Origin of the sequence: Rhodococcus sp. DN22, from assembly GCF_036669995.1 — a bacterium.
Taxonomy (GTDB): domain Bacteria; phylum Actinomycetota; class Actinomycetes; order Mycobacteriales; family Mycobacteriaceae; genus Rhodococcus_F; species Rhodococcus_F erythropolis.
This window is the reverse complement of record NZ_CP133326.1, coordinates 1,703,264-1,721,169: the sequence shown is the minus strand read 5'-3', so window position 1 is coordinate 1,721,169 and position 17,906 is coordinate 1,703,264. Positions and strand designations below refer to the sequence as shown.

Annotated in this window: 19 protein-coding genes; 7 read left to right on the top strand and 12 right to left on the bottom strand. The window is 62.1% G+C overall.

Features of this window, described 5'->3' with window-relative positions:
• Positions 1-4 precede the first annotated feature (4 nt).
• Positions 5-892, top strand: a complete 888-nt coding sequence (purU, locus tag RA302_RS07980) for a formyltetrahydrofolate deformylase (protein WP_338480091.1) — start codon at positions 5-7, stop codon at positions 890-892.
• 12 nt (positions 893-904) lie between these two features.
• Here purU and RA302_RS07975 read toward each other — a convergent pair whose 3' ends face one another.
• The 5 genes from RA302_RS07975 to RA302_RS07955 form a co-directional block, all read right to left on the bottom strand.
• The gene (locus RA302_RS07975; RefSeq protein ID WP_021333908.1) at positions 905-1,936 is read right to left on the bottom strand and encodes an alpha/beta hydrolase; all 1,032 of its coding nucleotides are present in this window, start codon (positions 1,934-1,936) and stop codon (positions 905-907) included.
• A 168-nt stretch (positions 1,937-2,104) separates the two neighbouring features.
• Positions 2,105-2,401, bottom strand: a complete 297-nt coding sequence (locus tag RA302_RS07970) for a DUF2516 family protein (protein ID WP_003941505.1) — start codon at positions 2,399-2,401, stop codon at positions 2,105-2,107.
• Between the two features lie 96 nt (positions 2,402-2,497).
• Positions 2,498-3,325 (bottom strand): heparin-binding hemagglutinin, encoded by an 828-nt coding sequence (locus RA302_RS07965; RefSeq protein ID WP_019744417.1) that lies wholly within the window; start codon positions 3,323-3,325, stop codon positions 2,498-2,500.
• Positions 3,318-3,824 (bottom strand): helix-turn-helix transcriptional regulator, encoded by a 507-nt coding sequence (locus RA302_RS07960; protein ID WP_019744418.1) that lies wholly within the window; start codon positions 3,822-3,824, stop codon positions 3,318-3,320. Before RA302_RS07960 ends, RA302_RS07965 begins: the two co-directional genes overlap by 8 nt.
• Before the next feature lie 103 nt (positions 3,825-3,927).
• The gene (locus RA302_RS07955) at positions 3,928-5,208 is read right to left on the bottom strand and encodes a DUF445 domain-containing protein (protein WP_046378191.1); all 1,281 of its coding nucleotides are present in this window, start codon (positions 5,206-5,208) and stop codon (positions 3,928-3,930) included.
• 185 nt (positions 5,209-5,393) lie between these two features.
• Between RA302_RS07955 and RA302_RS07950 the strand changes: the two genes are divergently transcribed.
• Complete coding sequence (locus tag RA302_RS07950; RefSeq protein WP_020906745.1) at positions 5,394-6,113, top strand: TetR/AcrR family transcriptional regulator; 720 nt, start codon at positions 5,394-5,396, stop codon at positions 6,111-6,113.
• Between the two features lie 57 nt (positions 6,114-6,170).
• Positions 6,171-7,025, top strand: a complete 855-nt coding sequence (locus RA302_RS07945) for a polyphosphate kinase 2 family protein (protein WP_338480087.1) — start codon at positions 6,171-6,173, stop codon at positions 7,023-7,025.
• A gap of 16 nt (positions 7,026-7,041) precedes the next feature.
• Here RA302_RS07945 and RA302_RS07940 read toward each other — a convergent pair whose 3' ends face one another.
• The gene (locus tag RA302_RS07940; protein WP_020968904.1) at positions 7,042-7,263 is read right to left on the bottom strand and encodes a hypothetical protein; all 222 of its coding nucleotides are present in this window, start codon (positions 7,261-7,263) and stop codon (positions 7,042-7,044) included.
• Positions 7,264-7,377: 114 nt separating this feature from the next.
• Between RA302_RS07940 and RA302_RS07935 the strand changes: the two genes are divergently transcribed.
• Positions 7,378-7,947, top strand: coding sequence for a DUF2231 domain-containing protein (locus RA302_RS07935; RefSeq protein WP_029254819.1), 570 nt, complete (start codon positions 7,378-7,380; stop codon positions 7,945-7,947).
• A gap of 22 nt (positions 7,948-7,969) precedes the next feature.
• Here RA302_RS07935 and RA302_RS07930 read toward each other — a convergent pair whose 3' ends face one another.
• A complete protein-coding gene (locus RA302_RS07930; protein ID WP_283569194.1) occupies positions 7,970-8,383 on the bottom strand; it encodes a DUF6292 family protein in 414 nt (137 codons plus the stop codon).
• A 120-nt stretch (positions 8,384-8,503) separates the two neighbouring features.
• On the opposite strand from RA302_RS07930, the gene RA302_RS07925 reads away from it, so the two are divergent.
• Complete coding sequence (locus RA302_RS07925; RefSeq protein WP_338480082.1) at positions 8,504-9,772, top strand: glycosyltransferase; 1,269 nt, start codon at positions 8,504-8,506, stop codon at positions 9,770-9,772.
• A 71-nt stretch (positions 9,773-9,843) separates the two neighbouring features.
• On the opposite strand, the gene RA302_RS07920 is transcribed toward RA302_RS07925, so the two are convergent.
• A complete protein-coding gene (locus RA302_RS07920) occupies positions 9,844-10,287 on the bottom strand; it encodes an STAS domain-containing protein (protein WP_020968900.1) in 444 nt (147 codons plus the stop codon).
• A 391-nt stretch (positions 10,288-10,678) separates the two neighbouring features.
• On the opposite strand from RA302_RS07920, the gene RA302_RS07915 reads away from it, so the two are divergent.
• Together RA302_RS07915 and RA302_RS07910 are read left to right on the top strand one after the other, a co-directional pair.
• Positions 10,679-11,110 carry an anti-sigma factor gene (locus tag RA302_RS07915; RefSeq protein ID WP_020968899.1) on the top strand — a complete coding sequence of 144 codons (432 nt, stop codon included), beginning with the start codon at positions 10,679-10,681 and terminating at the stop codon, positions 11,108-11,110.
• Complete coding sequence (locus RA302_RS07910) at positions 11,107-11,901, top strand: RNA polymerase sigma factor SigF (protein ID WP_020906739.1); 795 nt, start codon at positions 11,107-11,109, stop codon at positions 11,899-11,901. Before RA302_RS07915 ends, RA302_RS07910 begins: the two co-directional genes overlap by 4 nt.
• Before the next feature lie 15 nt (positions 11,902-11,916).
• Here the strand turns inward: RA302_RS07910 and RA302_RS07905 are convergent, their stop codons facing one another.
• The 4 genes from RA302_RS07905 to aceA all read right to left on the bottom strand — a co-directional run bounded on the left by RA302_RS07905 (position 11,917) and on the right by aceA (position 17,798).
• Positions 11,917-12,957: an NAD(P)-dependent alcohol dehydrogenase gene (locus tag RA302_RS07905; protein ID WP_019744429.1), complete on the bottom strand. Its 1,041-nt coding sequence runs from the start codon at positions 12,955-12,957 to the stop codon at positions 11,917-11,919.
• A 72-nt stretch (positions 12,958-13,029) separates the two neighbouring features.
• Positions 13,030-15,336: a 5-methyltetrahydropteroyltriglutamate--homocysteine S-methyltransferase gene (metE, locus tag RA302_RS07900; protein ID WP_080909998.1), complete on the bottom strand. Its 2,307-nt coding sequence runs from the start codon at positions 15,334-15,336 to the stop codon at positions 13,030-13,032.
• Between the two features lie 91 nt (positions 15,337-15,427).
• Positions 15,428-16,324 carry a 3-hydroxybutyryl-CoA dehydrogenase gene (locus tag RA302_RS07895; RefSeq protein ID WP_003941541.1) on the bottom strand — a complete coding sequence of 299 codons (897 nt, stop codon included), beginning with the start codon at positions 16,322-16,324 and terminating at the stop codon, positions 15,428-15,430.
• 184 nt (positions 16,325-16,508) lie between these two features.
• Positions 16,509-17,798, bottom strand: coding sequence for an isocitrate lyase (gene aceA, locus RA302_RS07890; protein WP_003941533.1), 1,290 nt, complete (start codon positions 17,796-17,798; stop codon positions 16,509-16,511).
• Between the last annotated feature and the right edge of the window lie 108 nt (positions 17,799-17,906).

Genomic DNA, 17,906 nt, shown 5'->3' with positions numbered 1-17,906 from the left:
CCGCATGACCGCTGCACCTTCGATCGACGATCGTCGCTATGTTCTGTCCCTCGGCTGCCCCGACACCACGGGCATCGTCGCACGCATCTCGACCTTTCTCACCGACGTCGGTGGATGGATCGTGGAGGCCGCATACCACGCCGATGCCGACACCGGATGGTTCTTCACGCGTCAGGCGGTCCGTGCGTCGTCTGTGAGCATGAGCATCGACGAGCTTCGTGAACGGTTCAAAGCTGTTGCGGCCGAGATCGGTCCGGAAACCGAGTGGACTCTTCACGACTCCGGCGCACCCAAGAAGATCGTGCTGCTCGTGAGCAAGGAAGGTCACTGCTTGCATGACCTCCTGGGCCGCGCCGCGGGCGGAGAACTTCCGGCAGAGATCAGAGCCGTCATCGGAAATCACGAAGACCTGCGCAGTGTCACCGAGCGCCACGGGATCGACTTCCACCACGTTCCGTTCGCCAAGGACCCGGCCGAACGGGGACCGTCCTTCGAGAAGGTCCGCGCTCTGGTCGACGCCCACAACCCCGACGCCGTGGTTCTTGCACGCTTCATGCAGGTGCTTCCCGAATCACTGTGCGAGCACTGGGCCGGCCGCGCGATCAACATCCACCACAGCTTCTTGCCGTCGTTCATCGGTGCCCGCCCCTATCACCAGGCGTTCGCACGCGGCGTGAAGTTGATCGGCGCCACCTGCCACTACGTGACCGCCGAACTCGATGCCGGTCCGATCATCGAGCAGGACGTGATCCGTGTGGACCACGCCGACGATGTCGCCGACATGGTCCGCCAGGGTCGAGACATCGAAAAGCTCGTGCTCTCACGCGGACTGCGCTGGCACCTCGAGGATCGGGTTCTGGTCCACGGGCGCAAGACGGTCGTCTTCAGCTAGAGCTGCGTTGCGCTAGAGATTGCGCAGTCGCACGATTTCCTTGTCGAACTCGTCGATGTTCTCGATCGACGACATGTGACCGACGCCCGGCAACACGATCAACCGTTCGAGGTTGCCGGCGTCGTCGAGGACCTGCGCAAGCTTGCGCGCATGGACCGGCGGAGTGAGCCGATCGAGCGAACCGACGAGCACGGTGGTCGGCACTTCGAGATTGTCGAGTCCCTCGTGAATGTCGAGGGTGCTCAGCGCTGCTCCCCAACCGCCACGAATACGCGGCTTGCACTCACGAACGATGTTCTCGCAGAACTGAATCTCGGCCTTGGTCGCGTTCGGTGACATCGAGACGTACTGGATCGCCTTCGTCATGGCGCCCGAGGAGACAAACGGAACGGGCGAACTGAGGATGGCGCGGCCCACGGGGACCGGCACCCGAGGAAAGCGATTGGGCAGTGGGATGACCGTGGTCTCGGCGATCAACCTTTCACTCGCGGTGCTCGCGAGCATGACCGCCGACGCGTACTTCTTGACCTCGTCGGGGTGACGACCAGCCCAGGCGATGATGCTCATCCCGCCCATGCTGTGACCGACGATGACCGCCTTCTTGTCCTCGCGAACCGTGGCTGCCAGCACGGCAGAGAGGTCGTCGGCGAGGACGTCCGGGCCGAGCGGAAGATTACCGACGGTGCTGCGTCCGTGACCGCGCTGATCGTAGGTGATGACGCGATATTCACCGGCAAGCGCATTGACCTGCGGGTACCAGAATTCGGTTGAGCACGTCCAGCCGTGGCTGAGAACGATCGGATCGCCGTCGACGGGACCGTAAGCCCGGACATTGATGATCGCACCGTCGTCGGTGGTCAGTTCGCTGATATCAGCTTTGAGCGTCGGAGTCTTCAGGAGTGCGTTGGGCTCGACGTCGCTCGAAAGAGTCAACCCGCGCGTGGATCGCCGATGACGGATCCCAGCGACTGCCGCGACGAGTGCTCCCACTCCGACGGCGCCTGCCAGTACTCGAAGCTCTGTGGTTCGCGAACGACTGGACATGCATTTACCCCTGACTGCTGCTGACGACAGACGGATGCAATCTATGTGTGACTGCCGTTAACCGACACTATCACTCGAACAACGCGCGTTGTCAGCGTTGGAGCGAAGAGTGGGGCAACACACGGTGACCTGGAACCGCGTCACCGGATGAGCAGAAACCGCGGCCCACTACCAGCGGGAACCGCCATGCTGGATGTCGTCCACGCGCGGTCGAACGTCGACGAGATATACACACACTGCAACAACCGCGATGATGCCCAGGAGACCGACTGGGGATGTCGCCAGCAGGATCAACGCCGCAACGATCAGAATTCCGAGCCAGATCGGCTTGGTCAATTTGTTGACCGCGGTAAAGGCGTCCGGACGCTGCCTGACGGCATGAACGATCGCGTAGACAGCACCCACCAACGCGAGCACTTTGAGTGCGAGAAAGATCAGACCGACTAGCCCATCGACTTGAGTCACAACTACATCCTAAGTTCTCATCCGGTTCCCGACGAACACGAAGGCTCCCACACTCGGCTGAGCGCGGGAGCCTTCGTCAGGTGGAGCTGGGCAAAATCAGGCCTTCTTGGCCGGAGCAGCCTTCTTGGCCGGAGCCGGCGCGGTGGCCTTGGCCGGAGCAGCCTTGGCCGGTGCAGCCTTGGCCGGAGCAGCCTTCTTGGCGGCGGTGGTTGCGCGCTCCTGGACGTCGGAAGCAGCAGCGGTCACGCGAGCGGCAGCTTCCTTGGAAGCCTCGTCTGCCTGGTCACCGAGGTCGAGGACCTTCAGTGCAGCCTCGTCGCCTGCATCGGCGATCTTCTCGCCGGCGTCAGCGATCTTCTCGCCGACCTCTTCTGCGGTGTCGGAGATGCGTCCGGCAGCGCGGCCGGCCAGCTTGGCAGCCTGCTCGCCCACGGCGCGCGTCTGACGAGCAACGGTTCCGAGTGCGTCTTCGGTCAGCTCGACGGCGTCGCCGAGTGCCGACTCTGCAGCAGCGATGCCCTCTTCGACTGCGGGCTGCTTGCGGATGCGCTCGACTGCGTCTTCGCCACGCTCTGCGAGGGAGTTGTACAGATCGCCGGCAACCTTGAGGTATGCCTCGGCGACCTTGCGGAGTTCCTCGGGTGCGAACTTCTCTCGCAGCTCGGCGAGCTCTTCGGGCAGCTCGGACGGCAGGCCGGCGAGACGCTCGCGCAGTGCCTCGACGCTCTCGGCAACGTCACCCTGAACGGAAGCAAGCTTCTCGCGGGCACCGTCGACACGGCCGTTGACGTCACCCTGGGTGTTCTCGGCGCGCTCACGAACCTGAGCGACTACATCGGCCACGGCCTGGACAACCAGGTCGCCTGCGCCGACAGCGGCGTAGAGCGAGGTCTTGACGCTGTCGATGGCGTTCTTGTCAGTCATCTTGTTCTCCTAGTGAAGTCTCGGTGTCTGGAATTGCGGCCGATTCAGCGAAATCGGGCGCTGCGGCTGGTCTGGACGACTCGTTCTCGCGACAGAACGAGTCGTAGATTTCGAGCAGTACTTGCTTCTGCCGTTCGTTGATGGCCGTCTCGGCCAACACCGCGTCCCTGATGGGACTGTGCGGGCGTTGTTCGAGATATCCCGCTTGGACGTACAGGACTTCTGATGAGACCCTAAGACCCTTGGCAATTTGCGCCAGTACGTCTGCCGACGGTTTACGCAATCCGCGTTCGATCTGACTCAGATACGGATTGCTGACGCCGGCGAGTTGAGCAAGTTGGCGCATCGAAACTTGGGCGGCTTCCCGCTGTGCACGAATGAACCCCCCGATGTCGTGTGCCGCAGAGCTGACGACGCGAGCTGCCAAGTCGCTTGCTCCGGCTGCGGCACCGGATAATTCACGATCTCCGTCATCGGAGTTCGTCGACTTCGCTGGCATTGCGTCCTCCCTTTCCAGTGGACATTTCCCAGGATAGGAGAGGGTGCTAACTATTGCAAGCACTACTGCTAGCACTCGTGGTGGACGTCACATACCGGACAGCTCAGCCGAAGATGAGCGTCGAAATCGTGTAGATCAGCAGCCCGGCGATCGAGCCGACAACGGTGCCGTTGATACGGATGAACTGAAGATCTCGACCGACCTGCAGCTCGATCTTCTGGCTCGCTTCGTCGGCATCCCACCGCTCGACCGTGTCGCTGATGACTCCGGTGATCTCGTCGGTGTAGTTCTCCGCGATGTACTTGGTGCCCTGCACCAGCCAGCCGTCGACCTTCTCACGCATGGATTCGTCGTCTCGCAGCCTGATTCCGAAGCCGGCCACGTTCTCGGCGACCTTGGTCCGCAGGGTGCTGTTCGGATCGTCGACCGACTCCATGATGAGGCGCTTGGCGACCTGCCACGTCGAGGACGCCAGACCCGTCACTTCCTCGCGGCCCATGATCTCCGCCTTGATCCCTTCGGCCTTCTTGATGGTCTCCGGGTCGTTCTGCAGATCATCGGCGAAATCGATCAGGAAGCGGTTGGCAGCGAGGCGTACCTCGTGTTCGGGGTTGGAACGGACCTTCCAGGTGAACTCGACGAGTTCCTTGTAGATCTTCTCCCCCAGCATCGCGTCGACGAATTTCGGCGACCACGCCGGCGAATCGCGAACGATCACACGGTCGATCGTCTCCTGGCTGCCGAGTGCCCACTGATGCGCGCGCTCGGCAAGCAATTCGATGATCGGCAGTTGCTTGTTGTCCTTGAGCAACTCCCCGAGCACTCGGCCGATCGGCGGTCCCCACATGGGCTCGGCCAGCCGCTTCACGATCGTGTTGTCGATGATCTGGGCAATGTCCTCGTCGCGAAGAACCTCGACCATCCCGCGCAATACCGTCGACGTCTCGGCGGCGACGCGAGCGGCATTGGCAGGTTCAGCCATCCACGTACCGAGGCGGAGCGGAATCTGCGCCTGCTGCACCTTGGCCGACACAACCTCGGGAGCCAGGAAGTTCTGACCGACGAACGAGCTCAAACTGGCTCCGAGCTGGTCTTTCTTACGCTTGATGATGGCAGTGTGCGGGATGGGAAGCCCCATCGGATGACGGAAGAGCGCGGTGACGGCAAACCAGTCGGCAAGCGCGCCGACCATGCCCGCCTCGGACGCAGCCCGGACGTACCCGACCCACTCTCCGGCGCCGCGGGATTCCTGCCACCGGCAGAAGATGTAGACCACCGTCGCGAAGCCGAGGAGGCCAGTGGCGAAGACTTTCATCTTGCGAAGGTCCCGACGCTTGGCGGCGTCGTCGAAGGCGGAGAGGCTCAGTTGCTGCACCCTCGCCATTGTGCCGAAAGGTGTGACGCGGCGTAGCGCGAGCGACACGATGTCCGATTCGCTAGGACTTAATCCCCCGAACTGCGGATGTGAGTGCCCGAGATAAAGGCACGGACATTAAGCTGGACCAGAAAGTAGACCGATCGGACGTGGCTCGCACCACAGATATGAGATGACTCGTGGCCAAGAATGCCGTGCAGGACAACGAGCAGGTAGACGGCCCAGTCGTTGCTGATGCGAAGCCCGAGAAATCCGACGGTCGCAAGCGTCGGTGGCGCGAACACAAGATCGCTCGCCGCGAGGAACTCGTCGACGGCACCATTGCCGCTATCCGGGCACGCGGCCGTGAGATCGGCATGGACGAGATCGCGTCCGAGATCGGTGTGTCCAAGACCGTGCTCTACCGGTACTTCGCCGACAAGAGCGACCTCACCACCGCCACGATGATGCGGTACGTCGAGACCATCCTGTCGCCGCGTATCTACGAAGCGATCAGCGGTGATCTCGACGATTTCGAACTCACCCAGGCCAGCATCACCGCGTACGTCGAGACGGTGGCGTCCGACCCCGACATCTACCTCTACGTCATGGCCAACGGCGCCGGAGCCAACCGCGACGTCGTTGCCGATTCCGAGCGCATGATCGCCGAATTGCTCTCCACGGTGTTGGGCAATCGTCTTCGCGAGATGGAGATGGATTCCGGCGGTTCCCTGCCGTGGGCGTTCGGGATCGTCGGCGGAATTCAGCTCGCGACGCACTGGTGGATCTCCAACAAGTCGATGTCCGCAGAATCGCTGATCGACTACCTCACCATGATGACGTGGGGCGGCATCACCGGCATTGCTGCGGTCAACGGATCACCGGCCAAGTTCAAGTCGGTTCCGCATCCCCTCGTCAAGCCTGCCGAGGACTGACTCGCCCGAGACCGAACTTTCGAGCCACAGGGGTCGATCCTGTGGCACTCTTTCGGCATGGCACAAGACTCGCTGTGGGAAACACCGGCCGCCAAGACACTGCGGGCGGAGCCCGGGTTCGAACTCGATCAACTCGATCGCAACAGCACTCCGGGATTCACCGGAAACAAAGCTGACGGCGAACGTCTACTCGAGGAGCGCGGCGCGGTTCTGTCCGACCTGCAGGAGTTGCTCTACGCCAACGGCAGGTCCGGGGACAGCCGTTCCATCCTGCTGGTCCTGCAAGGAATGGACACCGCGGGCAAGGGTGGCATGGTCCGACACGTGATCGGTCACGTGGATCCTTCGGGAGTTCAGCACGCGGCCTTCGGCGTCCCGACCGAAGAGGAAAAGCAACATCACTACCTCTGGCGGATCAAGAAGGAACTCCCCCGCGGCGGCTATCTCGGTGTGTTCGATCGCTCCCACTACGAGGATGTCCTGGTCGTGCGTGTCCACGATCTTGTCCCTGAGGATGTCTGGAGCGCGCGCTACGACGAGATCAACCAGTTCGAGAAGGAACTCGTCGACGCCGGAAGCACCATCGTGAAGGTGGCGATGTTCGTCTCGCTCGACGAGCAGAAGAAGCGGCTCGAAGAGCGTCTCGACCGCCCGGACAAGTACTGGAAGTACAACCCGGGTGATGTGACCGAACGCGGTTTGTGGCCTGCATATCAACAGGCGTATCAGGCAATGCTCGACAAGACGTCGACCGAGCACGCGCCGTGGTACGTCGTGCCGTGTGATCGGAAGTGGTACAGCCGAATTGCGGTCACGGAGCTACTGATCGACGCTCTGGAAAAGCTCGATCTCGACTGGCCGCCTGCCAACTTCGACATCGAGGCGGAGAAAGCGCGACTGGCACAGTCCTGATCAGAAGCAGTCCTGATCAGAACAGGTGTGGGGATTCGCGGTGCACTTTGTGGTCGTGATGAACGGTGCTGGTGTACAGGGCAACCGCCAGTCCGATGGACGCGACGCCGGCGAGCCCGGCAATCAACGCCCAACCACCGTGCCCTGAACCGGCGGCCACGAGAAAGCTGCCGAGACAGACAACTGTGGCCAGCACCAGGAAATACGACGCCCACGCTGCAAAGAGATTGAGCTTCATCGTTCGCTCCTCCGGTCGGATCTCTTTCGTTTCGACCGTACGCCGGAGCATGACGGTCGACAAGACACTCCTGTCGTGAGGTTTCCCGACGTCTACGCCGGGTAGCCGAATTGCATGGACATCGGAACTCTTTACCGCGGAATCGAATCGGCGCGCGGACTGGACGGTCCGTCCACTGGCATCAGACGCAGAATCCTCGAGATCACCGAGCGATCCGACAGATCGCGTACTGTCGCCGCACTTCTGCGCGGCGCCCTCGTCGGGCATCCCATCCATCCCGCCCTCGTGACCATTCCCGCGGGCGCATGGACGGCTTCGCTGATCTTCGACGTGTCAGGCGATCCGCAGACTGCACGACGGTTGATCGGGCTCGGGCTGGTCTCGACGCCGCCGGCTTTGCTGACGGGCTGGCTGGACTGGTCCGAACGTGGCGACGTCGCACGCCGTGTGGGGCTGGTACACGCCGCGTCGAATGCTGTGGGGATCTGGTCTTTTGCCGCGTCGTACTGGCTGCGCGGCAAGGATTCACTCGCGCTGGCGCGAGTTCTGTCGGTGCTGGGCCTCACCGCGGTCGGTGTCGGTGGCGCGCTCGGCGGTCACATCGTTTTCAAACTCATGGACGATCCTGCCGTCGAGGCTACAGCGACTCCGGTTCTCGATCCCATCCTGGATGTGGTCAACTGAGCTGATCGGACCTCAATACTATTCAGGCGTAAGCACTTCCGGAGTAGCTCCGTAGTTCTCGCGCGGTCTCGTCCGAATCCGCCAGTGGCCTGTTCATGACCCAGTGCGGGCTGCGCGTGCCCAGTGTCGCGGCAAATTCGGCGACGGCGTCCGGGGTCGGCACTGCGTGTTCGCCCAGATATCCGAGAACGATGAGGTCCTCCCCTGAACGAGTCTCCACGGCCAGGGCCCAACCGCACGTCTCCTCCCACAGCAACGCCACCTCACGCCCAGGGAAACGCGGCACAGTTCGATCCAACGCGATGTAGGCCTCCAGAGGATGCTCGCGCCTGCAACACCATTGCTCTATGCCGGCCCCCACGCCGACCGCCACCCGTTGTACGTACCGCTCGAACCCGAGTCCGACGGTTGCGTCGACCAGCATTTGTTCTGTCATCGAACCTCACTCCTCGCCATCGTGTTTGGAATGTGCCCAGCGCTGACCGCGCCGAAACCCGGTTCAGATCACGGACTCCGGGTATCCCCAGACGAACCGATCAAGTGGAGAGGGGACCCGATGAAGTACTCGCCCGCTATGGCTCCCGGACGAATGCTGAAGATCTCCATGGTGTCGGTGAACGCCGATCCGCTCGCACCGGTGGGCTGCTCGGCAGCCGGTGCACAGAACCTGCACGTCGACGAACTGTCCGCGGCCCTGGTTCGCGCCGGACACGATGTCACCGTCTTCACCAGGCGGGCACACGTCGGTGGACCGGACCGCGTTCGCGCCCGCGCCGGGTACTCCGTCGACTATCTCGAAGCCGGCCCGACACACGCTCTCCCGGACGCCGAAATACTCCCCCACCTGGGCACCTTTGCCAGCATTCTGCGCGCTCAGTGGAGTACCGACCGACCCGATGTGGTGCACTCGCACTTCTGGATGTCTGGTGTGGCAACGGAACTCGCGACCCGCTCACTCGGCATCCCCGTACTTCAGACATTCCATTCCCTGGGATCTGCGGCGCACCGACACCTCGGAGCAGCCGACGACAGCCCATCGGAGCGGACTCACCTGGAACCATTGATCGCCAGGGGCGCAACCCATGTCATCGCGACAAGTTCGGACGAAATCTTCGATCTGGTTCGGCAGGGATCACCACGATCACGGACCACGATGGTGCCCTCGGGCGTCGATACCGAAGCGTTCACCCCGGAGGGACCCGCCGCGAAGAAGACCGCGCCGCATCGATTGATCTGCGTCGGAAGGCTGGTGGAGCAGAAGGGCTTCGATGTTGCCGTCGCCGCGCTGGCTTCGCTGCCGGACACGGAGTTGGTGGTGATCGGCGGGCCACCCGTCGCGCAACTGAGCACCGACGAGGTTGCGATCCGCTTGGTCAAGCTCGCCGAGCGGCTCGGCGTCGCAGATCGAGTCCAATTGTTGGGACGCGTTCCGCACCGCCAACTACCGAAACTGATGCGGTCGGCCGACGCCCTCGTATGCACCCCCAGATACGAACCTTTCGGAATCGCGGCGCTGGAAGCGATGGCGTGCGGAGTTCCTGTAGTCGCGACTCCTGTTGGCGGACTGCGGGATACGGTGATCGACGGACTCACGGGGCGTCGGGTGCCGGTGAACAGCCCCGTGGAAACCGCGCGCGCGATCCGGCATCTTCTGGACGACGAAGACGAGGGCGCGGCGTTTGCACGGCAGAGTCGGGCCCGAGCGTGCGAATCGTATTCATGGGATCACGTCGCCACCGAGGTGGTCCGAACCTACGGCCGCTGCGTCACAGCACCGCCGAGAGCCCGCCAACACAAGGGCACTCACCGAAGTGAAGTGCACTGACGCTGACGGGCTCTACGAAGCTGATTTCTCGAAACTGTAGGTGACTCGAAACTATCGGCGAAAGGGCGGTATCAAGCCGGGAAACGTCGGGTCTCTTCGAGTCCGATTGCATGATCCAGCGACTCGTAGCAGGCAAACATCGACTCCTGACCAGCTGCTTTGAGTAGCCTCTGAACCGGGCGGGCGCAGACGAGCGCGAGTGTGCCGCCCACGTCGCGTGATCGCGTCGACAGGACCGACAGCACGGACAAGCCGCACGTCCCCATGAATTCGAGTTCGGAGAGATCGACAACCAGCGTCCGGTCCGCGGCAACGTGGTACGTCAAGAAGTCACGAAAAGCATTGGCGCTCATCAGGTCGATCTCGCCACGAACGTGGATCACAGCGGTATGTGCACTGATGCGGTGCGCGTGAAACGATGCGGTCGCTGTCCCGGTCGCGGGAGGTCCGTAATCTACCGATCCCTTCGCCGCGTTCGTAAAGCCTGAAATAGATGATCCTGGAACAACAGTCATGGTTCTCCCATCCCGCAACGGTTTACACTCTGCAAAAGAGAAGGGACCTCCGAAGGAGCCGCACGATGAACGGGTCTCCAGAATTACGGATAAATCCCTCATCGGCTGTGTGCTCAACCTCGGTTTGAAACAGTACGCCAGCATGACCGGCGTCACAAGTGCGTTGCGACCATTCGTTTCGGTGTTCCGAACAAAAATGTGGTTTGGTCTGCGGTTCCGCGAGGTAATCCGATGTTGCGATCGCCAACGGTCGTGAGCAGAATCGTGTCGTTTACCCCGGCACCACCATCGACCAAATTTCGTGTTCGGGGGTCACTGTGAAGGTCGAGATGGGTATCGTTCTCGGCACCAGACTTCACCGCGACCCCTGGTACGACGATCCGGAGAACTTATGGCACACCTCAGCGCACTCGAGCCCGATCAGGATCAGACTCAGCCAGTTGTGGAGTTGAGGATTCAAGCGACTCTCGATCAGCTGTCGATTTTGCGTGCACTGGCCGCCACTGTTGCCATTCAGGAAAACTTCGACCTCGACGCCATCGCCGACATCAAATTGGCCATGGACGAAATCTGTACGCATCTGATTGTTCGTGCTGCGCCTGATTCGGTTCTGGTGTGTCGGTTCGTGTTCACTCCCCCGCAACTGCACGTATCCGTATCGACGACAACCACGGAGTACGAGGACAGCACTCAGCGATCGTTCGGGTGGCACATCCTCACCGAACTCACCGATTCGATTTCGCTCGACCAGGAAGAGAACCTGGGCGGCGTCGGCTACATCACGACCATGAAGTTCACCAAGGCCCTCAGCGGGCGCCTGTGACCGCTTCCGCAGACGGCCCGTCACGCCCGCGCCGGCGGTCCACCGACGAATATCGGGACGTCATACCCGTTTTCGAGGAAATGCGGACCCTCGAGCCCCACAGTCCGGAGTACGAACGAGTGCGCACCGCACTGATCACCAGGTGCCTACCGTTGGCCGAACACATCGCCAGACGATTCGACGGGCGCGGCGAGGCACACGACGATCTGGTTCAGGTGGCGCGCCTCGGTCTGGTCAACGCCGTCGACCGTTTCGATTCCACGCGCGGATCCGATTTCGTCTCGTTCGCGGTTCCCACCGTGATGGGCGAAGTTCGACGACACTTCCGCGACACCGGTTGGGCATTGCGGGTTCCACGCCGGATGAAGGAGTTGCACTTCCAACTCGGGCAAGCCATCAGCGAGCTGTCACAACAACTCGGGCACGCGCCGACCGTCGACGAGTTGGCCGAGACGTTGGGGATCGAACGTGAAGAAGTTGCCCAGGCGTTGATCGCCGGCAACGCGTACCAGACCGTCTCGGTCGACGGTGCCGCGTCCAATCACACCGACGATCTTCCGCTCGTGGAAACACTCGGTGACTACGACGCAGCACTCGAGAACGTCGAGAATCACGAGGCCTTACGTCCACTTCTCGACAAGCTGCCCGAACGAGAGCGGACGGTGTTGATGCTCAGATTCTTCGGAAACCTGACGCAGACACAGATCGCCGAGAAAGTCGGTGTGTCCCAGATGCACGTGTCGAGATTGCTCGCGAAGACATTGAGTAATCTTCGCGAGCAACTCGACTGAACGTGACTGAGGTGGTCAGATTGTTGCGGTGTCGATCACGAATCGGTATCGAACGTCGCTCTTGATCACGCGCTCGTAAGCGTCGTTGATGTCGCTCGCCGGAATCAGTTCGATTTCTGCGCCGATGCCGTGCTCGGCGCAGAAGTCGAGCATCTCCTGGGTCTGCGGGATGCCGCCCACCATGGAGCCGGCGAGGCTACGACGGTTTGCGGCGAGCGAGAATGCTCGAACTTCGATCGGCTTCTCCGGCAGGCCCAGTTCGACGAGCGTGCCGTTGATGGCGAGCAAGGACATGTAGGCGTCGATATCGAGATTGACCGAGACCGTGTTGAGGATCAGGTCGAACTCGCCGCGAAGAGCCTTGAACGTCTCACGGTCATTGGTCGCGTAGTAGTGATCGGCGCCGAGACGAAGGCCGTCTTCCTTCTTGCCGAGCGTCTGGCTCAGGACGGTAACTTCCGCGCCGAGCGCCTTGGCGATCTTCACACCGACGTGACCGAGGCCGCCGAACCCGATGATGGCGACCTTCTTGCCGGGGCCTGCGTTCCAGTGCCGCAGCGGTGAGTACAAGGTGATGCCGGCGCACAGGAGCGGCGCGGCAACGTCGAGTTCGATGCCCTCGGGGATCGAGAGAACAAAATGCTCGGTGACGACGATGTGCGTCGAGTAGCCACCCTGAGTGCGCTCGCCGTCGCGTCCGGTGGCGTTGTATGTACCGGTCACACCCTTGCGGCAGTACTGCTCTTCGCCGGCCAGGCAGGCGTCGCACTCTCCGCAGGAGTCGACGAAGCAGCCGACGCCCACGCGGTCGCCGACTTTGTGCTTGGTGACATCCGAACCCACCGCGGCGACGACGCCGGCGATTTCGTGTCCGGGGACGATCGGGTACTTGGCTCCGCCCCACTCGTTGCGAGCGGTGTGGATGTCGGAGTGGCAGATGCCGGCAAATTTGATGTCGATGAGAATGTCCAGTGGACCGAGCTCGCGGCGTTCGACGGTGGTCTTCTCGAGCGGACCGTCAGCGGACGTCGCGGCGTAAGCAGCAGCAGTAACCATGCACACATGCCTACCCGTGCATGGAGGGACCTGCAAATCGCAGGCCCCTCCATGACGTGTTCTTGACGTGACTTACCCGGCGTCGCGCTCCGCTTGTACGGCGCGACGACGCAGGCGCCTCGCGGCCGCAACCATGTTGCGCAGCGAAGGCTCGAGCTGCCATGGATGGCGGGTCTTGAGGCCACCGTCCGGGTTGGCCCACAAACGATCGAGAGAGATCGATTCGCTTGCCTCGGTGAGCAATTCGTCGAGCTCGTCGATGTCGGGAATCCGAGCCGAACGAGATTCGTACACACCGGGGCCGACGCCGTGCGTGAGCGCGCCTTCCTTGAGTGCTTCGAGAACCCACGTGATGGAGCGGGTCGCGACGATAGCCGTCACATCGGCGTCCAACCGTTCGATGGCGTCGACCACCGACGACCGAGCGGAGTACGTCAGATGTGTGTGGATCTGTGTTTCCGGCTTCGCTCCACCTGTTGCCAGACGGAACGCGTCGACGGCCCACTCCAGGTAGGCCTCCCGGCCGTCCTCACGCAGTGGCAGCAGTTCACGAATTGCCGGCTCGTCCACCTGGATGATGGCGATTCCGGCAGCTTCGAGATCCGCGATTTCGTCTCGAATGACAAGTGCCAGTTGCTCTGCCGTTTCGTAGAGCGGCTGATCCTGACGAACGAACGAACGGGCGATCATGGTGACCGGACCCGTCAGCATGCCCTTGACCGGCTTGTCGGTCAGCGACTGCGCGTACGCAATCCATTCGACCGTCATCGGCTTCGGACGTGCAATGTCGCCGTAGAGAATCGGCGGACGCGTACAACGAGATCCATAGGCCTGAACCCAACCGTTGTGCGTGAAGGCATAGCCCTCGAGCAGTTCGGCGAAGTACTGGACCATGTCGTTGCGCTCGTGCTCGCCGTGCACGAAGACATCGAGACCGATGTCCTCTTGCAGACGGATTGTGCGCTCGATCTCTTCTTGGATGCGCTTGTAGTAGTCGTCCCACTCCAAACGCCCCTGGCCGAGTTCGTAACGAGCCTGGCGAATCGCGTCGGTCTGCGGGAACGAACCCAATGTCTGGGCCGGAACCAAGGGCAGGTTCAACCGTTCCTGCTGAGCTTTACGACGCTCCTCGTACGGTGCACGCACACGATCTTCGGGCTTGATCGCGTTGACCCGAGCACGGACAGCGTGCTTGAGCTTGAAGTGCACCTTCGTCGGACGCTTACGCCACTTGTCCGAAGGACCTTCGGTGAGTGCCTTCGCCAGGGAGACGACCTCGCCGACCTTCTGCTTCGCAAAAGCCAGACGGTCTGCGACGTCTCCTGGAATGTCGTACTCGGAGAGCACGTCGTACGGCACGTGCAACAGCGACGACGACGTGGAGACGACGAGGTCAGGCACAACGTCCTTGAGTTCGTTCAGGTACGTCAAGGTGTTGAACCGGTCGACGCGCCAGACGTTGCGACCGTCGACGACGCCCGCGTAGATGCGCTTGCGCTTGATGTTCGGCACTGCGGCCAGTTCCTCGGCCGTGATCTTGCCGTGCACCAAGTCCAGACCGAAGGCTTCGATCTTGGTGGGCGCCAAGATGTTGAGGGCTTCGCCGAACTTGCCGTACGGACCGGTCACCAACAGGCGCGGGCGGAGCGGAGCCGTCGACAGCTTCTCGTACGCACGTCCCAGAGCGGCTAGCTCCTCGGGGGTGCGGTCCTCGGTCACCGAAGGCTCGTCCAACTGAACACAGGTGGCGCCGGCCTTGGCGAGCTGCTCGAAGAGCTTCTCGTACTCGGGCAGGAGCGCGTCCAACAAGTCGAGCGGGGTGAAGTTGGGATCGGACTTCTCGGTGGCAGGTCCGACCTTCGAGAGCAGAAGCAGCGAGACGGGCCCCATGATGACGGGGCGCAATTCTATGCCGCGCGCCTTAGCGCGTTCGAACTCGTCGAGAAGTGCCTCCGAGTTGAGCGAGAACACCGTGTTCGCGTCGATCTCGGGCTGACGGTAGTAATAGTTCGTGCCGAAGAAGCGCACCAGCTCGAGAGGCGGGAAGTCCGGGCGACCGCGGGCCATCGTGAAGTAGAAATCGAGCGGATCGAGGGCGCCCTCGAGCGGCTTGAACCGCTCCGGCACTGCGCCGAAGAGCAGCGCATTGTCGAGCACGTGATCGTAGAAGGAGAAGGTGTTGCCCGGAACCTGGCTCAGTCCCGTCGCAGCCAATTCGCTCCAGGTCGATTCCTGGAGTTCCTTGGCGACCGCGAGAAGTGCGTCCTTGTCCGAAGTGCCGTGCCAGTAGGACTCGAGGGCGCGCTTGAGCTCACGGCGCGGCCCGATGCGCGGATACCCCAGGACGCTGGAGCCGAATGCTGCAGTGCTGCTGGACATGCGGTCGACCTTTCTAACCGAGGGGCGCGAGCGCCCTGTGCGCGTTTATGGAGTCTCTACACTCCACAAACGCGCACAGGGGCTTTGGGCCTTAGCTTGCCTGCTTGGTGGAGCGACCGTTGTCGGCGTATTCGTAGAAGCCCGCGCCGGACTTCTTGCCGGTCAATCCGGCTTCGACCATACGCAGGAGCAGCGGCGGAGCGGAGTACAGCGGCTCCTTGAACTCTTCGTACATGGAGTCGGCGATGGACTTGACGGTGTCGAGTCCGACCAGGTCCGTCAGAGCCAGCGGACCCATGGGGTGCGCGAGGCCGAGAACCGTTGCCTTGTCGATGTCTTCCTTCGTAGCGAAGCCCGACTCGACCATGCGAATCGCCGAGAGCAGGTACGGCACCAGGAGTGCGTTGACGACGAAGCCGGAGCGGTCGGCACTGCGGACGACCTGCTTGCCGAGGATGTCGCTGGCAAAAGCCTCGGCGCGCTGCGAGACGGAGGCACTGGTCTTGAGCGTCGTCACCAATTCGACGAGCGGCAGGACCGGAACCGGGTTGAAGAAGTGCATACCGATGACTCGCTCGGGACGCTTGGTCGAGATGCCGAGCTTCATGATCGGGATCGACGACGTGTTGGACGCGAGAACCGCATCCGGATCCGTCACGACCGCGTCGAGCTCGGCGAAGATTTCGCTCTTGATCTTCTCGTCTTCGACGACGGCCTCCACGACGAGCTGGCGGTCCGCGAAATCTCCCAGATCGGAGGTGAAACGCAGACGCCATGCGGCCTGCTCACGCTCACGTTCTGTGATCTTTCCGCTGCTCACGCCGCGGTCGAGCGAACGCAGGATGCGTGAACGCCCGGCTGCTGCAAGCTCGCGAGTCTGCTCGAAGACCAGAACATCGACATGTGCGCGGGCGCACACCTCGGCGATTCCGGCACCCATGATTCCGGCGCCGATAACGCCGACGCGCTGAATTTTTTCGCTGGTCACGTCAGCTCCTTGTTTGTCTCGTGGAGTTTGTCTGGTGAAGGTGTTGTAAAAGAAGCACTTCGAACGGCGTCGACGCTGGTGGCCGACGCAATCGGAACTGCCTTGAAGACGAGAGAAAGTAGTGCGGTGATACAAGCAGGGGAGAGACCCGAAGCCGAGCCTCTCCCCCACCCGAAGTCAGTTCTTAGTGGAACTGGCCCTCTTCGGTGGAGCCCTTGAGAGCTGCCGTCGAGGTGTTGGGGTCAACGGTGGTGGCGATGGTGTCGAAGTAGCCGGCGCCAACCTCACGCTGGTGCTTGATGGCGGTGAAGCCACGCTCTTCGGCAGCCTTGAACTCGCGCTCCTGCAGGTCGACGAATGCCGTCATGCCTTCGCGGGCGTAGCCGTAGGCCAGGTCGAACATGCCGTAGTTGAGCGAGTGGAAGCCGGCCAGCGTGATGAACTGGAACTTGAAGCCCATCGCGCCGAGCTCCTTCTGGAACTTCGCGATGGTCGCGTCGTCCAGGTGCGCCTTCCAGTTGAAGGAAGGGGAGCAGTTGTAGGCCAGGAGCTGGTCCGGGAATTCGCTGCGAACGGACTCGGCGAACTTCTTTGCAACCTCGAGATCCGGCACGCCGGTCTCCATCCAGATGAGGTCTGCGTACGGTGCGTAAGCCTTGGCGCGAGCGATGCAGGGCTCGATGCCGTTCTTGACGCCGTAGAAGCCTTCAGCCGTGCGGGTTCCGTCGAGGAACGGGCGGTCACGCTCGTCCACGTCGGAGGTGATGAGGGTTGCAGCCTCAGCGTCGGTGCGGGCGATGATGACGGACGGAACGTCCGCAACGTCGGAAGCCAGGCGAGCCGAGGTCAGGGTGCGGATGTGCTGCTGCGTGGGGATGAGCACCTTGCCGCCGAGGTGGCCGCACTTCTTCTCCGAAGCGAGCTGATCCTCCCAGTGGACACCGGCAGCGCCGGCGCCGATCATGGCCTTCTGCAGCTCGTAAGCGTTGAGAGCGCCGCCGAAGCCGGCTTCGGCGTCGGCAACGATCGGAGCGAGCCAGTTGCTGACGGAGGTGTCACCCTCGGTCTTGGCGATCTCGTCGGCGCGCAGCAGTGCGTTGTTGATGCGACGAACGACGGTCGGAACCGAGTTGGCCGGGTAGAGGCTCTGGTCCGGGTACGTGTGGCCCGAGAGGTTAGCGTCGCCGGCAACCTGCCAACCAGAGAGGTAGATGGCTTTCAGGCCGGCGCGAACCTGCTGCACAGCCATGTTGCCGGTAAGTGCACCGAGGGAGTTGATGTAGTCCTCGTTGTTCACGAGATCCCACAGGATCTCGGATCCGCGACGAGCGAGAGTCTGCTCCTCGACGACGGTGCCCTGGAGCTTGACGACCTGATCGGCCGTGTAGTTACGAGTAACGCCCTTCCAGCGAGGGTTGGTGTCCCAATCCTGCTGGAGCTCAGCTGCGGTCTTCGGGGTGCCGGTGGTCGACATCAAGACTCCATCTCTTTGATCTGCTGGTCCGGCCTGTTGTGAGCAGTACGTGCGTACTACTTCACATACTTGCCAGGCCCTTCTTGTGTACTTACCGAGAATGGCACA